17 protein-coding genes and 1 tRNA gene are annotated in these 16,836 nt (G+C 42.5%); 7 read left to right on the top strand and 11 right to left on the bottom strand.

The window, feature by feature from the left end:
• Positions 1-14: 14 nt before the first annotated feature.
• Complete coding sequence (gene fadE, locus L7A31_RS15920) at positions 15-2,468, bottom strand: acyl-CoA dehydrogenase FadE (protein ID WP_237362745.1); 2,454 nt, start codon at positions 2,466-2,468, stop codon at positions 15-17.
• A 128-nt stretch (positions 2,469-2,596) separates the two neighbouring features.
• A complete protein-coding gene (locus L7A31_RS15915; RefSeq protein WP_237362744.1) occupies positions 2,597-2,770 on the bottom strand; it encodes a hypothetical protein in 174 nt (57 codons plus the stop codon).
• 25 nt (positions 2,771-2,795) lie between these two features.
• On the opposite strand from L7A31_RS15915, the gene lpcA reads away from it, so the two are divergent.
• Positions 2,796-3,371 (top strand): D-sedoheptulose 7-phosphate isomerase, encoded by a 576-nt coding sequence (gene lpcA / locus L7A31_RS15910; protein WP_237362743.1) that lies wholly within the window; start codon positions 2,796-2,798, stop codon positions 3,369-3,371.
• A 22-nt stretch (positions 3,372-3,393) separates the two neighbouring features.
• The gene (locus tag L7A31_RS15905; protein ID WP_237362742.1) at positions 3,394-4,227 is read left to right on the top strand and encodes a class II glutamine amidotransferase; all 834 of its coding nucleotides are present in this window, start codon (positions 3,394-3,396) and stop codon (positions 4,225-4,227) included.
• A gap of 54 nt (positions 4,228-4,281) precedes the next feature.
• Here L7A31_RS15905 and purN read toward each other — a convergent pair whose 3' ends face one another.
• Positions 4,282-4,920 (bottom strand): phosphoribosylglycinamide formyltransferase, encoded by a 639-nt coding sequence (gene purN, locus L7A31_RS15900; protein ID WP_237362741.1) that lies wholly within the window; start codon positions 4,918-4,920, stop codon positions 4,282-4,284.
• A 2-nt stretch (positions 4,921-4,922) separates the two neighbouring features.
• Positions 4,923-5,963, bottom strand: a complete 1,041-nt coding sequence (purM, locus tag L7A31_RS15895; protein WP_237362740.1) for a phosphoribosylformylglycinamidine cyclo-ligase — start codon at positions 5,961-5,963, stop codon at positions 4,923-4,925.
• A 248-nt stretch (positions 5,964-6,211) separates the two neighbouring features.
• Between purM and upp the strand changes: the two genes are divergently transcribed.
• Entirely contained in the window at positions 6,212-6,838 is a 627-nt protein-coding gene (gene upp, locus L7A31_RS15890; protein ID WP_237362739.1) for a uracil phosphoribosyltransferase, read from the top strand.
• A 35-nt stretch (positions 6,839-6,873) separates the two neighbouring features.
• Here the strand turns inward: upp and rluF are convergent, their stop codons facing one another.
• The 3 genes from rluF to L7A31_RS15875 form a co-directional block, all read right to left on the bottom strand.
• Positions 6,874-7,884, bottom strand: coding sequence for a 23S rRNA pseudouridine(2604) synthase RluF (gene rluF, locus L7A31_RS15885; protein WP_237362738.1), 1,011 nt, complete (start codon positions 7,882-7,884; stop codon positions 6,874-6,876).
• A 119-nt stretch (positions 7,885-8,003) separates the two neighbouring features.
• A complete protein-coding gene (gene smrA / locus L7A31_RS15880; RefSeq protein ID WP_237362737.1) occupies positions 8,004-8,579 on the bottom strand; it encodes a DNA endonuclease SmrA in 576 nt (191 codons plus the stop codon).
• A gap of 170 nt (positions 8,580-8,749) precedes the next feature.
• Positions 8,750-8,890: a DUF3149 domain-containing protein gene (locus L7A31_RS15875; protein ID WP_237362736.1), complete on the bottom strand. Its 141-nt coding sequence runs from the start codon at positions 8,888-8,890 to the stop codon at positions 8,750-8,752.
• A 252-nt stretch (positions 8,891-9,142) separates the two neighbouring features.
• Between L7A31_RS15875 and L7A31_RS15870 the strand changes: the two genes are divergently transcribed.
• Positions 9,143-9,219, top strand: a tRNA-Pro gene (locus L7A31_RS15870).
• Positions 9,220-9,395: 176 nt separating this feature from the next.
• Here L7A31_RS15870 and L7A31_RS15865 read toward each other — a convergent pair.
• Positions 9,396-10,256 (bottom strand): TraB/GumN family protein, encoded by an 861-nt coding sequence (locus L7A31_RS15865; protein WP_237362735.1) that lies wholly within the window; start codon positions 10,254-10,256, stop codon positions 9,396-9,398.
• A gap of 175 nt (positions 10,257-10,431) precedes the next feature.
• Between L7A31_RS15865 and gltX the strand changes: the two genes are divergently transcribed.
• Positions 10,432-11,856, top strand: a complete 1,425-nt coding sequence (gene gltX / locus L7A31_RS15860; RefSeq protein ID WP_237362734.1) for a glutamate--tRNA ligase — start codon at positions 10,432-10,434, stop codon at positions 11,854-11,856.
• A gap of 82 nt (positions 11,857-11,938) precedes the next feature.
• Here gltX and L7A31_RS15855 read toward each other — a convergent pair whose 3' ends face one another.
• Together L7A31_RS15855 and L7A31_RS15850 are read right to left on the bottom strand one after the other, a co-directional pair.
• Entirely contained in the window at positions 11,939-12,445 is a 507-nt protein-coding gene (locus tag L7A31_RS15855) for a Fe3+-citrate ABC transporter substrate-binding protein (protein WP_237362733.1), read from the bottom strand.
• Between the two features lie 146 nt (positions 12,446-12,591).
• Entirely contained in the window at positions 12,592-13,368 is a 777-nt protein-coding gene (locus L7A31_RS15850) for an AraC family transcriptional regulator (protein WP_237362732.1), read from the bottom strand.
• A 94-nt stretch (positions 13,369-13,462) separates the two neighbouring features.
• On the opposite strand from L7A31_RS15850, the gene L7A31_RS15845 reads away from it, so the two are divergent.
• Together L7A31_RS15845 and L7A31_RS15840 are read left to right on the top strand one after the other, a co-directional pair.
• Positions 13,463-14,632, top strand: coding sequence for an MFS transporter (locus L7A31_RS15845; RefSeq protein ID WP_237362731.1), 1,170 nt, complete (start codon positions 13,463-13,465; stop codon positions 14,630-14,632).
• 103 nt (positions 14,633-14,735) lie between these two features.
• On the top strand, positions 14,736-15,254 hold the full coding sequence (locus tag L7A31_RS15840) for a cell envelope integrity TolA family protein (RefSeq protein ID WP_237362730.1): 519 nt from the start codon (positions 14,736-14,738) through the stop codon (positions 15,252-15,254).
• Between the two features lie 57 nt (positions 15,255-15,311).
• On the opposite strand, the gene L7A31_RS15835 is transcribed toward L7A31_RS15840, so the two are convergent.
• Complete coding sequence (locus L7A31_RS15835; protein WP_237362729.1) at positions 15,312-16,541, bottom strand: aromatic amino acid transport family protein; 1,230 nt, start codon at positions 16,539-16,541, stop codon at positions 15,312-15,314.
• Positions 16,542-16,836: the final 295 nt, after the last annotated feature.

Here is a 16,836-nt window from a genome sequence, read left to right as displayed (position 1 = left end):
CTATGTTTGTTTCTCTATGCTACATGATTGTTTCGCGTATCGATGGGTATTGTAGTTAAGCTAGACAGCTCATGTGGCTCGAAGTCATCAACATTGATTGTTTCGAGGCGCCTTTGTTCTGCTTCAATTAACAGCTCAGCCTCTTGATTATTAATAATATTTTTCTCTAGTCCAATTGCAGCAACTTCATCTAGCCTTACAAATGGTCTTTTGCTATTTGTCGCTTTACAGATCTTATTGAACACAGGCTCTGCACTTAGTATGACTTCTAATGCTTTTTCAATCTTACCAACAGGGCTATTTTCGCACTCTTGCACAAATTGGTAGCGGCCTAACCTTGAACGTGTAGCCGAAGGCGTTTGCAGTATTTGTGCTACTTGGTTATCTAACTTATCACTTGGTTTTCTGCGTACCTTTCCATAAGGCATAACGATGAATTTAAGCAGCTTACCAAGCCATTTGTTTGGTAAGTTCTCAAGCAGTTCTGCTATTGCATGCTCAGTTTGATATAAGCTATCTTGCAGTCCCCAATGAACAAGCGGCAGATCTTCTTTCTGTCTACCCTCCAAGTCGAAGCGCTTGAGTGTTGAGGTACTTAAATAGAGTTGGCTCAATACATCACCAAGTCGAGCAGACAAACGCTCTTTTCTCTTTAATGAACCACCTAATGTCGCCATACATACATCAGAAAGAAGTGCTAATACTGCACTATAACGATTGACCTGTTGGTAGTAGCGTTTGGTTTGATCTTTGCTTGGAGAGCTTGAGCCAACGCCATCTGTTAACCCTAACCAAAAACTTCTTGCAAGGTTACTCAATGTAAAACCAACGTGCTTGGTGAGCGCGCTATCAAAAGTTTGTAAGGCGTTTGAGGTATTAGAGTGCACAGATTGCATCTCGGTTAGAACGTATGGATGGCAACGAATTGCTCCTTGCCCATAAATGATCATTGAACGAGTAAGAATATTCGCGCCTTCTACTGTAATGGCTATTGGGGCTCCTTGATAACCACGAGCTAGGAAGTTGGATGGGCCTAAGCAAATACCTTTGCCACCAACGATGTCCATTGCATCAATGATTCCTTGCTGCCCTCTGTGGGTGCAGTGGTATTTTACAATCGCTGAAATCACGGAAGGCTTTTCACCTAAATCAATACCGGCAACTGTCAAGGTACTGGCTGCATCCATAACATAGGCATTACCACCAATACGTGCTAACGGTTCTTCTATACCTTCCATATGGCCAATAGGTTGTTTGAATTGGCGACGAATACGAGCGTATGCTCCGGTAGCTAGCGCGGCCGTTTTTAGTCCACCCGTGGAATTTGAAGGTAGGGTGATTCCGCGTCCAACCGACAGGCATTCAACCAGCATGCGCCAGCCTTGCCCTGCCATTTTTGAGCCACCAATAATGAAATCGAGCGGAACAAAAACATTCTCTCCTCGAGTTGGCCCGTTTTGAAAAGGTATATTTAGTGGGAAGTGGCGACGACCAATTTCAACGCCCGATAAGTCGGTTGGAATGAGTGCACAGGTAATACCGATATCCTTTTTATCGCCGAGTAGATTGTCAGGATCTTTTAGCTTGAAGGCGAGACCTAACACAGTGGCGACTGGAGCAAGAGTAATATAACGTTTGTTCCATGTTAGGCTCATGCCTAAAACAGTTTCGCCTTTCCATTCTCCATAGCAGACTACGCCAAAGTCAGGAATAGAGCCCGCATCAGAACCAGCTTCGGGGCTAGTAAGAGCAAAACAAGGGATTTCTTTACCTTCGGCTAGTCGAGGTAAGTAATGGTCTTTCTGCTCTTTAGTTCCATAATGCTGAAGAAGCTCGCCTGGTCCTAATGAGTTGGGAACGCCTACGGTAGAAGATAAAACGCTAGATACGCCAGTGAGCTTTTGCAGAACCAACGATTGAGCGTAGGCAGAAAACTCTAGTCCACCATATTTTTTCTTGATAATCATGGCGAAGAACTTGTTATCTTTTAGGTATTGCCATACGTCTGGTGGCAAATCGGCAAGTTCGTGAGTGACCTGATAGTCATTCACCATTGCACATACTGTATTCACCGGACCATCAAGAAAAGCTTGTTCTTCAGGGCTCAGCTTTGGTGCACTGATTGCATCGAGTTTTTTCCAATTTGGCTTTCCTGCAAACAGCTCTGCTTCCCACCATACTGTGCCCGCTTCCAGGGCTTCGGTTTCTGTTTGAGACATCTCAGGTAAGACTTTCTTAAACAGGTTAAACGCTTGGCGAGAGATGAGTCTTTGACGTACAGAAGGTATCGAAATGACTGCGGATAAAACAACGAATACTGCCCACGCAGCAATATTTATTAACCCAGCAAATGATAAAGCGATCATTGTAGCGGTGAGCAAGGATAGGGTGGTTACAATAGAGCGTCGGTGGTAAAGACAAGCAAGTAATACAACAAAAAAAGATATAACAGCGAGTAGGGGCGCCATACTTTATTTCCTCGTATAGGATTTGTTAACTGGTATGTGGTCGTACCAGTTATTGTGTGTTTTTGTTATCAACTTGTAAAGGAAAAATTTTAATTGAGCAGAAAATGCTTGTTTTTGAGCTAGACGAGTTATGACGAAAGCACCCTTTCAGCAATGTGAGTATGTTTCTTACCCCAAGATGTATAAATTGTTACTTTTCTGCTATCGAAGCGAGCAAGGCTTGATGTAAACTCAGGTTTTAGAGCTTCGGGCTTTGTTGTAGCCACATAGCTCTTTTCAATCAGAATCGGCTCAGTACCCATTAATCGATCAATTAAGAGAAACCCTATGTACCTAGATCTAATAAAAAATGAACTCACGGAAGCGGCAGACGTATTAAACAAATTTATTAGTGACGAAAAAAACATCGAGCAAATTCAAAAAGCGGCAAAATTGATTGCTGACTCATTTAAGCAAGGTGGGAAAGTACTTTCGTGTGGTAACGGTGGATCTCACTGTGACGCAATGCACTTTGCTGAAGAGCTGACTGGTCGTTACAGAGAAAACCGTCCGGGCTACCCTGGTATCGCGATTTCGGACCCAAGCCACCTATCATGTGTGAGTAACGACTTTGGTTATGACTTTGTATTTTCTCGTTACGTAGAAGCGGTTGGCGCGTCAGGTGATGTATTGTTCGGACTATCTACATCGGGTAACTCAGGCAATATCTTGAATGCTATTGAAGCGGCTAAAGCGAAAGGAATGAAAACCATCGCTTTGACAGGTAAAGATGGCGGAAAAATGGCAGGAGTTGCGGATATTGAAATCCGAGTTCCCCACTTTGGATACGCGGATAGAATTCAAGAAATCCACATTAAAATTATTCACATCATTATCCAGCTGATTGAAAAAGAAATGGAATAACACTTTAGGGAGAATGTAGTCTATGTGCGAATTGCTCGGAATGAGCGCTAATGTTCCCACCGATATTTGTTTTAGCTTTGCAGGGCTTATTCAACGAGGGGGAAATACTGGCCCCCATAGTGATGGTTGGGGCATTGCCTTCTATGAAGGTAAAGGGTTTAGAACATTTAAAGATCCAAACCCAAGTTGTGATTCAAAAATTGCAGATTTAGTTCAAAGCTATCCAATAAAAAGCCGAGCTGTGATAAGCCATATTCGTCAGGCAAATCGTGGAGAAGTGAGTCTTGTTAATACTCACCCATTTACTCGTGAACTTTGGGGAAGGTATTGGACTTTCGCACATAATGGCCAGTTGGCAGACTATGAAGATTGGCCAACTGGGCGTCATCGCGCAGTCGGAGAAACGGATAGCGAGTTTTCATTTTGTTGGTTGATGGGAGAGCTTGAAAAAGAATATCCTCAGCCACCGACAGATATGCTGGAAGTATTTAGGTTTGTAACCAAGTGCTGCGATAAGCTGCGTGAAAGGGGCGTGTTCAATATGCTCTTGTCAGATGGCGAGTATGTTATGTCGTATTGCACCAATCATCTTTATTGGATCACTCGTCGTGCGCCGTTTGGAAAAGCTAGCCTCATTGATGAAGAAATGACAGTCAATTTCCAAGAGGAAACGACGCCAAATGATATTGTAACGGTTATCGCAACACAGCCGCTTACCAATGACGAAACTTGGCATAGAATGAAGCCAGGAGAGTTTTCCCTATTTCAGTTCGGTGAATTGATTGACGGTAATGCTGAGCAACTCAAAGATGTTGCTTACGCAAAGCCGAAAGAGAAAAAGAAGCGACGTTTGTAAGTAAACTAAAAAGGGATGCACGATGCATCCCTTTTTCACAATTGCTGGTTACAGTTACTCTTCCGCGTAACCGTGAATGCCAAGCTGATTGCCGTCTAAGAAAGCTTTACCATCTTTCATCTCAAGGCGATCATTAACAAACCAATCAACCACTAACGGGTAGATTCTGTACTCTTGGCTTTGCACTCGCTTAGTTAGTTCTTCGACATTATCTTCGTCAAAAATCGGCACCTTAGCTTGCAAGATAACAGGTCCGCCATCTAACTGCTCCGTTACAAAGTGGACACTGGTTCCGTGTTCTTCATCACCCGCATGGATAGCACGCTGATAAGTATTTAGGCCAGGGTACTTAGGCAGCAAAGATGGATGAATGTTAACCATTTTACCTAGGTAGTGGCGAACAAATCCGTTGCTTAAAATACGCATATAGCCCGCAAGAACAATTAAATCAGGCTGATAGTTGTCAATTTTCTCCATCAACTCTTGATCAAACGCTTCACGAGTTTCAAATTGCTTAGGATCGATGAAAACTCCTGAAGCACCCGCAAGCTTAGCTCGTTCAAGACCATAAGCATCAGCTTTGTTTGAAAATACCGCAGTTACTTTGCCTGCGGTTATGTTGCTCTCACATGCATCAATGATCGCTTGCAGGTTAGTTCCGTTGCCAGAGATTAAAACAACAATATTCTTCATGCTTAGCAGATCTCAACTTGTTCTTCAGCAGCGTCTGCTTGAGCAATACTACCGATAACCCAAGCGTTTTCACCATGCTCTTTTAGTAATTCAACGGCTGAATCTGCCTGTGCTTGTGGGAGAGCTATGACAAGGCCAACGCCACAGTTAAAGGTGCGATACATTTCATGGGTATCAACGTTGCCTTTCTCTTGTAGCCAGTTGAAGATTGTTGGCCACTGCCAGCTGTTGCCATCGATGACTGCTTTCGTTCCTTCTGGAAGTACGCGCGGGATATTTTCCCAGAAACCGCCACCAGTAATATGAGAAATCGCGTGGATATCGTGCTTCTCAATAAGATCGAGCGCAGACTTAATGTAAATTTTGGTTGGCTCTAGTAGGTGCTCGCCAATGCTTTTACCTTCAAGAATCTCTTCTTTGCTTGCGCCAGAGACTTCTAAGATCTTGCGAATTAGAGAGTAGCCGTTTGAGTGTGGGCCACTTGAACCAACAGCAATAAGTGCATCGCCAGCTGCTACTTTAGTGCCATCGATAATGTTTTCTTTTTCAACAACACCGACGCAGAACCCAGCAACATCGTAGTCTTCGCCTTCGTACATTCCTGGCATTTCAGCAGTTTCACCACCGATTAGTGAACATCCAGCTTGAACACAACCATCAGCAATACCAGTGACTACGTCAGCCGCAGTATCAACATCCAGTTTGCCAGTCGCGTAGTAGTCTAGGAAGAATAGCGGCTCAGCGCCCTGTACAATCAGGTCATTCACACACATTGCGACCAAGTCGATACCGATTGTATCGTGTTTGCCCATATCTAGAGCAAGGCGCAGTTTTGTTCCAACTCCATCTGTGCCAGAAACTAGAACAGGTTGCTTGTACTTAGTTGGCAGTTCGCAAAGTGCACCAAAGCCGCCAATACCACCCATTACTTCAGGGCGACGTGTACGTTTAACAGAACTTTTGATTCGATCAACAAGCGCATTACCTGCATCGATATCTACACCAGCGTCTTTATAGCTTAAAGAAGAGTTGTTACCGCTCACGGGGAAATCCTCGGTCTTAATATTAGATGTGAAAACGGCGCTATTCTACCAGTGCTTAATCTAAAAGAGCAAACGTTTGCGCATGTTTTTTTGTTTGCTTATGTTTACCCCTTGCAAACCCTAACAAACCAACCTTCCATTCCTAAAATTCGGCGAGTCGAATTGATGTTGAATAATGTATCTTCCGCATAGATACGTATATAATCTGCTAAGTTTTTAATAATTCCCCATATCATCTGGAGATTGAAATGAAAGTTGTTGAAGTTAAGCATCCTCTTGTTAAACACAAAGTTGGACTAATGAGAGAAGGTGACATTAGCACAAAGCGTTTTCGTGAATTGGCCGCGGAAGTCGGTAGCTTGTTGACTTATGAAGCAACAGCGAATTTCGAGACTGAGAAAGTGACAATTGAAGGATGGAATGGCCCAGTAGAAGTTGATCAAATTAAAGGCAAGAAAGTAACGGTAGTGCCAATTCTTCGTGCTGGCTTAGGTATGATGGATGGCGTTCTTGAGCATATTCCAAGTGCGAGAATTAGTGTTGTTGGTGTGTATCGTGATGAAGAAACACTAGAACCTGTGCCTTACTTTAATAAACTGGCTTCTAACATTGATGAGCGTATTGCTCTTATTGTTGATCCTATGCTGGCGACCGGTGGTTCAATGATTGCGACTATCGATCTACTGAAAGAAAAAGGGTGTACGAACTTCAAAGTGTTGGTATTAGTTGCAGCTCCTGAAGGTGTTGAAGCATTAGAAAAAGCTCATCCTGATGTTGAACTTTATACGGCTGCGATTGATGAAAAACTAGATGAAAATGGTTACATCGTTCCGGGTCTAGGCGATGCTGGTGATAAGATTTTCGGTACTAAATAGACAAAAAAGAGGCGGTTATCCGCCTCTTTACACAATTACTTGCCGAGTTTAAGTGTCCCTTTTACTCGCTTTTGATTTGCTGAAGTAGAAGAACTGTCTTCTTCGCGCTTTAATGTTCTAGCGGTTCCCTTTGTTGGTTTCTTATTGTTAGCTTTTGCAGAGTTTGGATTCTTCCTAAACTTATCTGCGTCGAGCCCTTGGTAAGTCTTCTGCTTTTGATTTCGTCTTGCTTTTGAGGCATGGTTTTCTTCGCGGCTATCAAATAGCTTAGCGTCTGTCGCCTTTTTGATGTATTTGCCTTTTTTATCAGCTCTAGACGCTTCTTCTGTGCCCACTGAACCTTCGCACATTACTAAAATTTCAGCAACCTCATCGTTGGTTAGGTAACGCCATTTGCCATTGGGAATGCCATCTATTGTGATGTTCATAATTCTTACTCGTCTCAGCTTGAGCACTTGATAACCCAAAGCTTCACACATACGACGAATTTGTCGGTTAAGTCCCTGCGTTAATACGATACGAAAAGAAAACTTAGTTTCTTTGGAAATCTCACAAGGTAGCGTGACAGTGTCGAGAATATTCACACCCGAGCCCATCTGTTTTAGGAATGCGCTAGTAATGGGTTTATCAACACGAACAACATACTCTTTTTCGTGGTTATTGCCTGCTCTCAATATCTTATTGACGATATCACCATCATTGGTCAAAAAGATTAATCCGTCAGAAGGCTTATCTAGTCTACCGATGGGGAAAATACGTTTTTTGTGACCAATGAAGTCGACAATATTACCCGGTATATCTCTTTCAGTAGTGCAGGTAATACCGGTTGGTTTATTGAGAGCAATATATATGGGCTTTTCTTTCGCGCGAACAGGCTTGCCATCGATACAGACTTCATCGCCCGGGCAGACTTGCGTGCCTTTTTCTGGGACTTGCTGATTGATAGTGACTCGGCCTTGTTCAATTAGCTTATCTGCTTCTCGACGTGAACAAAATCCGGTTTCACTAATAAATTTATTGAGTCTTTTGCTGTTGGTTTGGGTCATGATGTTCTCTTAACGTTTCACAACGGAATGGAAGTGGGCGAATAATATACGGATAGCCAATCAACCTCAAGGCAATTGAGTGAGCATCTATGAAATCTTGTAGTCCGGCTGTTTCTGATTTAACTCATTCTTTTCTGATGGCGCTCTCTATTTTCCAGCTTTTTCTCGTTACTTTTTCTCAGCAGCACATATAGCGCCCCACTGCCACCATGATGTCTTAGGGCACTGTGACAGCACTGCACATCCTTTATTTGTTGTAGCCAGCTTGATGTATAGCTCTTCATTAACGCGGGCGGGTTAGATTTCTCTCCGCGGCCATGGATAATGATGGCTGTACGAATATCAAGACGAATACATTGCTTGAGGAACTTCACTACTTCATCTCGAGCTTCTTTTAGAGTTTTTCTGTGGAGATCAAGCTTAGCTTGGATCGGGTATTTGCCTAAGCGTAATTTTCTATACACACCTTCTTGAACACCATCGCGCTTAAACTCGACTACGTCATCTGGCTTTATCATTGGTGCATGATCAATTGATAAGTACTCTGGGTCATCGCTATCCAATGACATTGCGGCTTGCCGCTTTGCTGCGTGAGATTCGGTTGATTGAAATTGTCTTTTTAATTCAGCAGTATCATTTTGTAGAGGCTTAACATCAGCCATCATCTCTTTAAACAAGTCAGAATCTTCAGACATTGCTTTACTCACTATCTTGGTACGACATAGGCAGAGTATATCTAACAACAAGTGAATAGGGCTAGCGAGTTGAAGTTTTCAGATAATAAAAAACCGAAGTAGATAAAGTACCTACTTCGGTGCAAAGCACGTTCTATTTACCCAAGTCAAATAAATAGAAGCTAAGCGATCTAGTGAGGAGATTTGTCATTCTTAACTTTATAGATGAAAAATACGCCATAAAAAAGCATAAGGCTTAGTGCACCAAGGATCACTATCATGGACGCAAGCCCAATTGCATTACCAAAAAGAAGATTAAGCCAGAAGTCCATACAGCCCCCTATAAAGTGTCGAAGACAGGATTTAGATTAAAACTTGCTCACTTACTGTATGCTGATCTAGATCAATTGTATGTTGTTAGGTTATCAGCTTGTTGAATTAACTGGGTGCTTGGTCACATTTGGTAACTTTTGCTCTAATATTGACCGCTTGCATAACTTAGGCGGTTTTAGAGGTCAAAATGACTTGCTTTTGGTCGTGTAATCCGTAATATACGCGCAGCTGATTTAGAGATTCAGCACATTCGGTGAATAGCGCAGTTTGGTAGCGCATCTGGTTTGGGACCAGAGGGTCGGGGGTTCGAATCCCTCTTCACCGACCACATTTTAAAGCCTCGACATTTGTCGGGGCTTTTTACGTTCTATCGATAATAGCTTAGAACCAGAGAGTCGGGGGCTGAAACGCCAGTCCGATCTAGCCCTTTTCACCGACCATATTCAAGGCCTCAGTAGAAATATTGGGGCCTTTTTGCGTTTTGATTGATAGCAATGTGAACTTCTAGATCTTGCAGTGGGCTTGTTCGCTAGATGAGAGTTGTTTGACAGTAAACCCACGTCTTTTTAGCAAGGTGAGTAGGTTGTCTTTACCGACTAAATGCAGAGCGCCAACCACGATTAAGTATTTGCCGTCGTTGACGGGCAAAAAATTCTTGGAGCTGAGCTTTTTGGCCCAGTCTCGATTGCGGCTAAAAATGAACTTATTATCAAAGTCGCGGGAAAACGATGTTTGTTCTGCAAATCGATCAAGAGTCGTTTTATCGCCAGCTTTCCAAGCTTTCACTAGGCACTTACTGTACCCAAAGCTTTTATCGAACTCATCTAGGGTGTTTTTAAGCAGTGACTTACCTCCGTCGGGTAAATCAGTGAGTAGACTAAACTGAAACCCCACAGTTTCTAACCCGATAATTGGGACGCTATTCATCTCAGCTAAAGCCATTACTCTGTGGTCGACGCCTAATGCTGGAGATAATCCTAGCTCTTTGAACTGACCAATTTGCAATGTTAGTGCAGTTGCCCAAGGTGGGGATTTTTGCAAAATACTTACATCTAACCCTAACTTTTGGCTAATGCTTTTGAGTTCCTTGTTACTTTTAGCATCAAGCACTTGTTCTGTTTTAACTGTCGGTGCAGGCAAGTCTGAAGGGCTAAACTTTCGAATATCTGCCTCAACAATTAATCCATCACTGCTTTTTAAGAACTGAGTGACCGCTTTTGGCAATGGGTACATGTTTTGCTCACCAACGTGAATCGAACCCACAATCATAAACTGTGTTTTGCCTTTCTGTGCTCCCCAATAGAGTGGTTCTGCGAAAGATAGAGTGCTGAAAAATACCAGTAGTAATGCAAAGAATCGAACCAAAGCGCTTACCTAAATCCTATTAAGTATTGTCATCTATTCAGTGTATACCGAAATGCGCTGAATAAATAATAGCGGAGCAATTGTAGTCACTGACACGGGAGTGATAGAATAGCGCGCAAATTTAACTTCTTACTGAAGCACTCAGCAACAGTTTATAAGTATAGGTATTCAACAAATGACGGTTAAAACGCGTTTTGCGCCTAGCCCAACAGGCTATCTTCACGTAGGTGGTGCTCGTACGGCACTTTATTCTTGGCTATATGCAAAGAACCAAGGAGGAGAGTTTGTTCTTCGTATAGAGGACACCGACTTAGAGCGTTCAACTCAAGAAGCAGTTGACGCTATCTTGGAAGGTATGACTTGGATGGGGTTGGAATGGAATGAAGGTCCATATTACCAAACCAAGCGCTTTGATCGTTACAACGAAATGGTTGATAAACTGTTAGCTGAAGACAAAGCATATAAGTGCTACGCATCTAAAGAGCTTTTAGATGAAGTTCGTGCAGAGCAAGAAGCGAACAAAGAAATGCCTCGCTACGATGCAAATCACCCAAAAATTAAAGCAGCGAATGATGCAGCAACAGACGGCGAACCTTGCGTGATTCGTTTCTGCAACCCGAAAGAGGGTAGCGTTGTATTTGAAGACCAAATCCGTGGTCGAATTGAAATTGGTAACGATCAGCTAGATGATTTGATTATTCGTCGTACTGATGGCTCTCCAACTTATAACTTCTGTGTTGTTGTTGATGACTGGGATATGGGGATTACTCATGTTGTGCGTGGTGAGGACCATATCAACAATACACCTCGTCAGATCAACATCTATGAAGCATTAGGCGCTCCAGTGCCAACATTTGCACACTGTGCAATGATCCTAGGTGATGACGGTGCGAAACTTTCAAAGCGTCACGGTGCGGTATCAGTCATGCAATATCGTGACGAAGGTTATCTGCCAAATGCACTAAACAACTATTTGGTTCGTTTAGGTTGGTCTCATGGCGATCAAGAAATTTTCTCTAAAGAAGAGATGATTGAACTATTTAGCCTTAATGCGATCAGCAAGTCAGCTTCAGCATTCAACACTGATAAGCTGCTTTGGCTGAACAACCATTACATCAAGACTTCCGATCCTGAGTATGTTGCTGAACACCTTCAATGGCACCTAGATAACCAGAATATTTCTCTAGAAAATGGCCCTGCGATTACTGAAGTGATTAAGCTTGTTGGTGAGCGCTGCAATACGCTTGTTGAGCTAGCTGAGCAGTCTCGTTATTTTTATGAAGACTTCTCTGAGTTTGATGCGACAGCGGCTAAAAAGCATTTACGCGGAGTTGCAAAGGCACCACTTGAGTTGGCACTAGAAAAAGTCAACCAACTAACCGAATGGACGACTGAAAGCCTTCACAATGTTATTAAAGAAGTTTGTGAAGAGTTGGAAATCGGCATGGGTAAAATTGGTATGCCGCTACGTGTTGCTGTGACTGGTGCAGGTCAATCACCATCGGTAGATGCTGTGATGCAGCTAATCGGAAAAGAGCGAGTAGCTTCTCGCATTGAAATGGCTCTTGAGTTCATTCGCCAAAGAGAAGCGAATGCTTAATTGAGTTTAGAGTGAAAAAATGCGGCTTTATAGCCGCATTTTTTATGTTAAGTGTATATATAGATGTAATAGCGACATCTACTTATTTTAAGTCGACACTGGCAAGTCGGCCCATATATTCAAGGATTTCCAAGTTGTCTTTATTGGCTTCAAGTAAAGCTTTCTTGGTTTTTGTATATGCGCCAAGTTTTCCATGTTTATTTACAGAGCAAACAACACTTTTATAAATGAGCTTTCCTGTCGGGTCGTAGTTGCGCCAAGCGGCAATGTAGCACTCATCTTTAAACTCGGGGTCTTCTTTCGTTGGTCTTGGCTTGTAAATGACTTTTGGCTCAAGAGAGTGAGGTAATCTTGTCATTAAGTATGGGTCTTTTAATAGTCGACGCCAAAACTTACCCCACATAGAAAGGCCTAGTTCATTACGAAGCTTAATTGCTTTTTGAAGTCCTTTCTTCTCTCCAATACGAATATAACCAACAGACCTATGCAAAACAGTATCATCGGGACAATGTATATGTATTTTATACGCTGTTTTTGCTTTGGAAATAAATCGATGTCCAGTATTTGTACTTAGGTTACTTTTGTTCATTTTCACGGTTGATAATTTAATCAATATTGCCACTGGGTTAATTAGATTAAATTATTGCCATGAATTCCATGCTCTGGAGAAAAAATGGGTAGTGGCACGATAATATTTCGCCAAATTTTATTAAAATTGTCTGCAAATGGCGAAAATTAAACTGTAGTGAGATTGCGTATATAAGCTTTTGGTGAAGAGTTCAGGTGCTTCTTAAAAACAGTGATAAATGCTGAACTAGATTCATAACCTAATTCTAATGCTATGTCGGTTATCGAGCGGTTATTTTGCAAAAGCTCAAGGGCTGTCAATATTCTCAACTTTTGGCGCCACTCAGTAAAATTCAGCTGGCACTCTTTAGCGAACAGTCGGTTAAGCGTTCTTACTGAGGCTCCGGAATACTGTGCGAGTTCAGAGAGGTTTCGGTTGTCTCCAGGGTTGTCATGCAGCAGTTCGCAAACTCGTTTCAGACGAGGATCTGTTGGCCAAGATAGGTGAAGAGGGCTAATTGGCGCTTGATGTATTTCTTCGATGAGTAGCGTCATGAGGGCAGAGTTAATGTCACTCATATGGTACTTGCCTTGCCAAGCATCACAACCGCGATGAATCAACTCTCTCAAAAAAGGTGAGACCTGAATTACCTTAACGTCACTGCCAATTTTATCTCCTAACTTACTTTCAATATGAAAGCTGCGGTAGCTGGCCGGCGCGGTGTTATTGACTTGATGCACGACACCAGTGGGTATCCAAACAGCCCTTTGTGGAGGGATAATAAAACTGTAGTTGCCTGCTTTTACATTGATGACGCCGTGTGTGGCGTATTGCAGCTGACACCATTCGTGAGAGTGAGCCACGCCGACAGAGTTTGCCTGCCTTTCGTCAGTAATGGCTTCTATCGGTCTGAACAGCTGTTCTTTTTCTACAAATTGGCGCATTTGATAAATAATGTGTCAGTATTGATAAATCTAGACATCGATTTTATCTATAGAATGTGTCCTTGTCATTTCAATTATAGTTATTGGAGATTTGATGTCAGATAATGCTAAACAGTCTCGACAGTTTTTATTGTTGAGCGCAATTTGTGCCGCGATTACTTTTTCTGTGTGGCGATTGCTGCTCAATAACTTCAGTGTCGATGAAGCGCATTTCGCGGGTACTCAAATAGGTTGGTTGCAATCACTCAGAGAAGTTCCGGGCTTTCTTGCCTTTGGAGCCGTATTTTTGTTGCTGCTAATTAAAGAACAATATCTTGCCGTGTTGGCTTTAGCTGTACTTTCCGTTGGTGTTGCGCTCACAGGTTTCTTCCCATCAACTTATGGGTTGTACGCTACGACGATCGTCATGTCGGTAGGGTTTCACTATTACGAGACAATGAACACGTCATTGCAAATTCAGTGGTTGGGCAAAGACGAAGCGCCGAAATATATGGGTACTTTAATCAGTAAAGGGGCATTAGTCGCTTTGATAACCTTTGCCTGTATTTGGGTCGCAATGGATCTATTTAAGGTACCTTTTGAGTATGTGTATCTTATTGCGGGTATTATTGGCTGCGCGATAGCATTGTATATGTATATTCGTTTTCCAGTTTTACCTAAGAAGTCGCAGCAGCATAAACACTTGGTGTTGAGAAAGCGATACTGGTTGTACTACGCACTGGTGTTTATGGCAGGTGCTCGTCGTCAGATATTTGTCGTTTTCGCGGGCTTTCTGATGGTCGATAAATATGGTTTCACCGTGGAAAATATGGCTCTGCTTTTTATTGTTAACCAACTTGCGACTATGTGGCTGGCACCCAAAATAGGTAAACTGGTTGCCAACATTGGTGAGCGTAATATTTTATTGATTGAGTACCTTGGTTTAATTTGCGTATTCGTTTCTTATGCGGCCATCAACAATCATTGGGTAGCGTCAGGATTGTACGTGACAGACAATTTATTTTTTGCAATGGCGATTGCAACCAAAACTTATTTCCAAAAGATTGCTGATCCTAAAGATATTGCTTCGACGGCTGGTGTTTCTTTCACCATTAACCATATTGCTGCAGTCGTATTGCCTGTGCTTTTAGGTATGGTTTGGATGGTGAACCCTTCTTGGGTCTTTTACATCGGTGCGGGCATGGCTGTTGTCTCTCTTTGCCTTGCGACGCTCGTTCCTAAGCTTCCGGCAAAAGGTTATGAGTCTGTGCTTTCTGCTGCGTAGGGGAACCGTATAGTAGTGCTTCGAGGTTTAAATAGGCTAGCTTGACTAGCCTATTTTTATAGGTAGTCTGGGGCAATCTATTACCACCGATTACGATCTGTATATGGGCATTCAATCTCGCATTAGTTTCCGCCGCTTTTTTCCTACGACTCAACAAGCCCCATCACGAGCTCAGATCAAACGTAGTTCCCTTCCAATCCTGTTAGCTGTGACAGTGTTAAGCCTCGGTGGTTGCGCCCACAATCCAGCTCCTAAGTCAGCCCAAAAGTCAGAGGTTGCAACTTCGGTGCAGAATGGTGCCGAGCAGAAAATCGAGGGCAATAATGGTGTGCCGCAGCAAGTACAAAGTGCAGCCAACATTATTCGCCAGAGTATTGAGAAAAACCTATATGTGCCCAATAGTGCAGTGGGAAAGCTAAGTACTGAAGTGCGATTGCAATTGAATAAAGAAACCCAATTAACCTCGGTAAAAATTGTCAGAAGCAGTGGCAATACTGAGTTTGATAACCGAGTAAAAATGGCGGTTTATAATAGCTTTCCTATTGCTGCTATCGCACCACTCAATGAAAAACAATATCACTTTTTAAAAGAGATTGATCTGACGGTAAAGCCGGAGAAATAAAGAAATGCAGTCAATACCCAAATAGCTCTGGGAATAGAGCTATTTGGGTAAATAGTGTTAGCTGATGATAGCTGGTGGAAGTAGGTGAATAAGGCCTACTTTTTGTCCGATAACAAACGGGCAGATAAATAACCCAGCAAGCAGCATAGCGTAACCAACTGCTTGGTAGTGACGTTTTGTACTGCGTGTCAGTTTAATCAGAACAATCGCTGGTAGAACAGCGAACAATATGTCTTCGCCTACGCCGCCGACAATCGATAATGCCGCCAAAAACAGCCGTGGGTAAATCAATGTCACAGCAAGCGGTGGCAAAAATGCTAGTGCACCAACAAGCAGTTTATTTTCTGTATTCAAATAGTTAGTTGTTAAGTCCTGAATAAAACCAAACAAGCCTGCACCATTTGTCATAAATGAAGACGTCACAGCCAATAGACCAAAGCACAAACCTGAATATAGGAAAACTTTACTGTTAAGAATTTCCGACATCGGAACGTTAGCGGTTAAACCATGCCAGTTAGCATAAACAATAGAGTGAGCGCCTGCGCCATTCTCAGGTAGTGTACCTAATACCACTAATACCCAAGCCATATTAAGAACTAAGCCCATGAATACTCCCAATAAAATAGACTTGCGAGTAGCCGATTGGTTGTGGTTTAAAGATTTAGAAACGGTTGGGATAATATTGTGAAAGTGGAATGCAGAAACTGCGATTGGCAAAACAATCGGAACATATTTCCAGCTAGAAAAGGTCAGGTTTTGCACATCGAAGTGACTAAAGCCAGTGACCATCATCAGGATAAAGCATATCCATGTAGCTGCTACCAAAAATACCATACCGCTTCTGAGCGCTTTTAAGCCGAATATAATCAGTGCGGTCGTAAAACAGAAATAGATAAGTGTAATAAGCGTTTCATGACTTGCTAGAGCAGGAAATAGCGAAGTTATCATGGAAGAGATTCCGCTTAAATAAGCAACTAACACACCATAAAGGATGATCAAGTTGCATATAATGGCAATCCATTTTCCTGAATTGCCTAGCTCTTGGCCGTAGAAAGAAGGAAGGTCGAAGTTTTTCTTTTCTGGATTAATTCGAGAGGCAATAATCCAAGCGGCGAAGAGCATTACAAACCAGATCCCCACGATGCCGACAAGTGCAGGAATAAAGCCGCCTAAGCCTGCTGTGATAGGGAGTGCGAGTACGCCTACTCCTAATACATTTCCGAATACTAATAGTGAAGCTGAGAAGATTTTGCCAAATGAGGGAGGGTGTGAAGCATTTGAATTCATTAACTTACTCCTGACGTTGAGTGTTATTACAAGGCAAAGCTTGGCTGGTTTCTTTATGACCCGAAGAGACAAAGATTTGTCCACCTCCGATAAAGCAAGCGACGGGAGACAGCTAAAGTGAGATATAGTCAGAGTTCAATTAAGAGTGTGTAATACACTCTCTAACTTACTAAAAATAAAGCCTTTAGAAGCATAAATAACCAGGTTGTTTTATTTTATGAGGGAGCGCATTTTTGTTACTTCGTGTAGGGTTGTTTCGATATTTTATCTTGACGCAGAACCTCGGTGCGCGAGT

Origin of the sequence: Vibrio marisflavi CECT 7928, from assembly GCF_921294215.1 — a bacterium.
Classification (GTDB): domain Bacteria; phylum Pseudomonadota; class Gammaproteobacteria; order Enterobacterales; family Vibrionaceae; genus Vibrio; species Vibrio marisflavi.
This window is presented reverse-complemented; position numbering and strand designations above follow the sequence as displayed.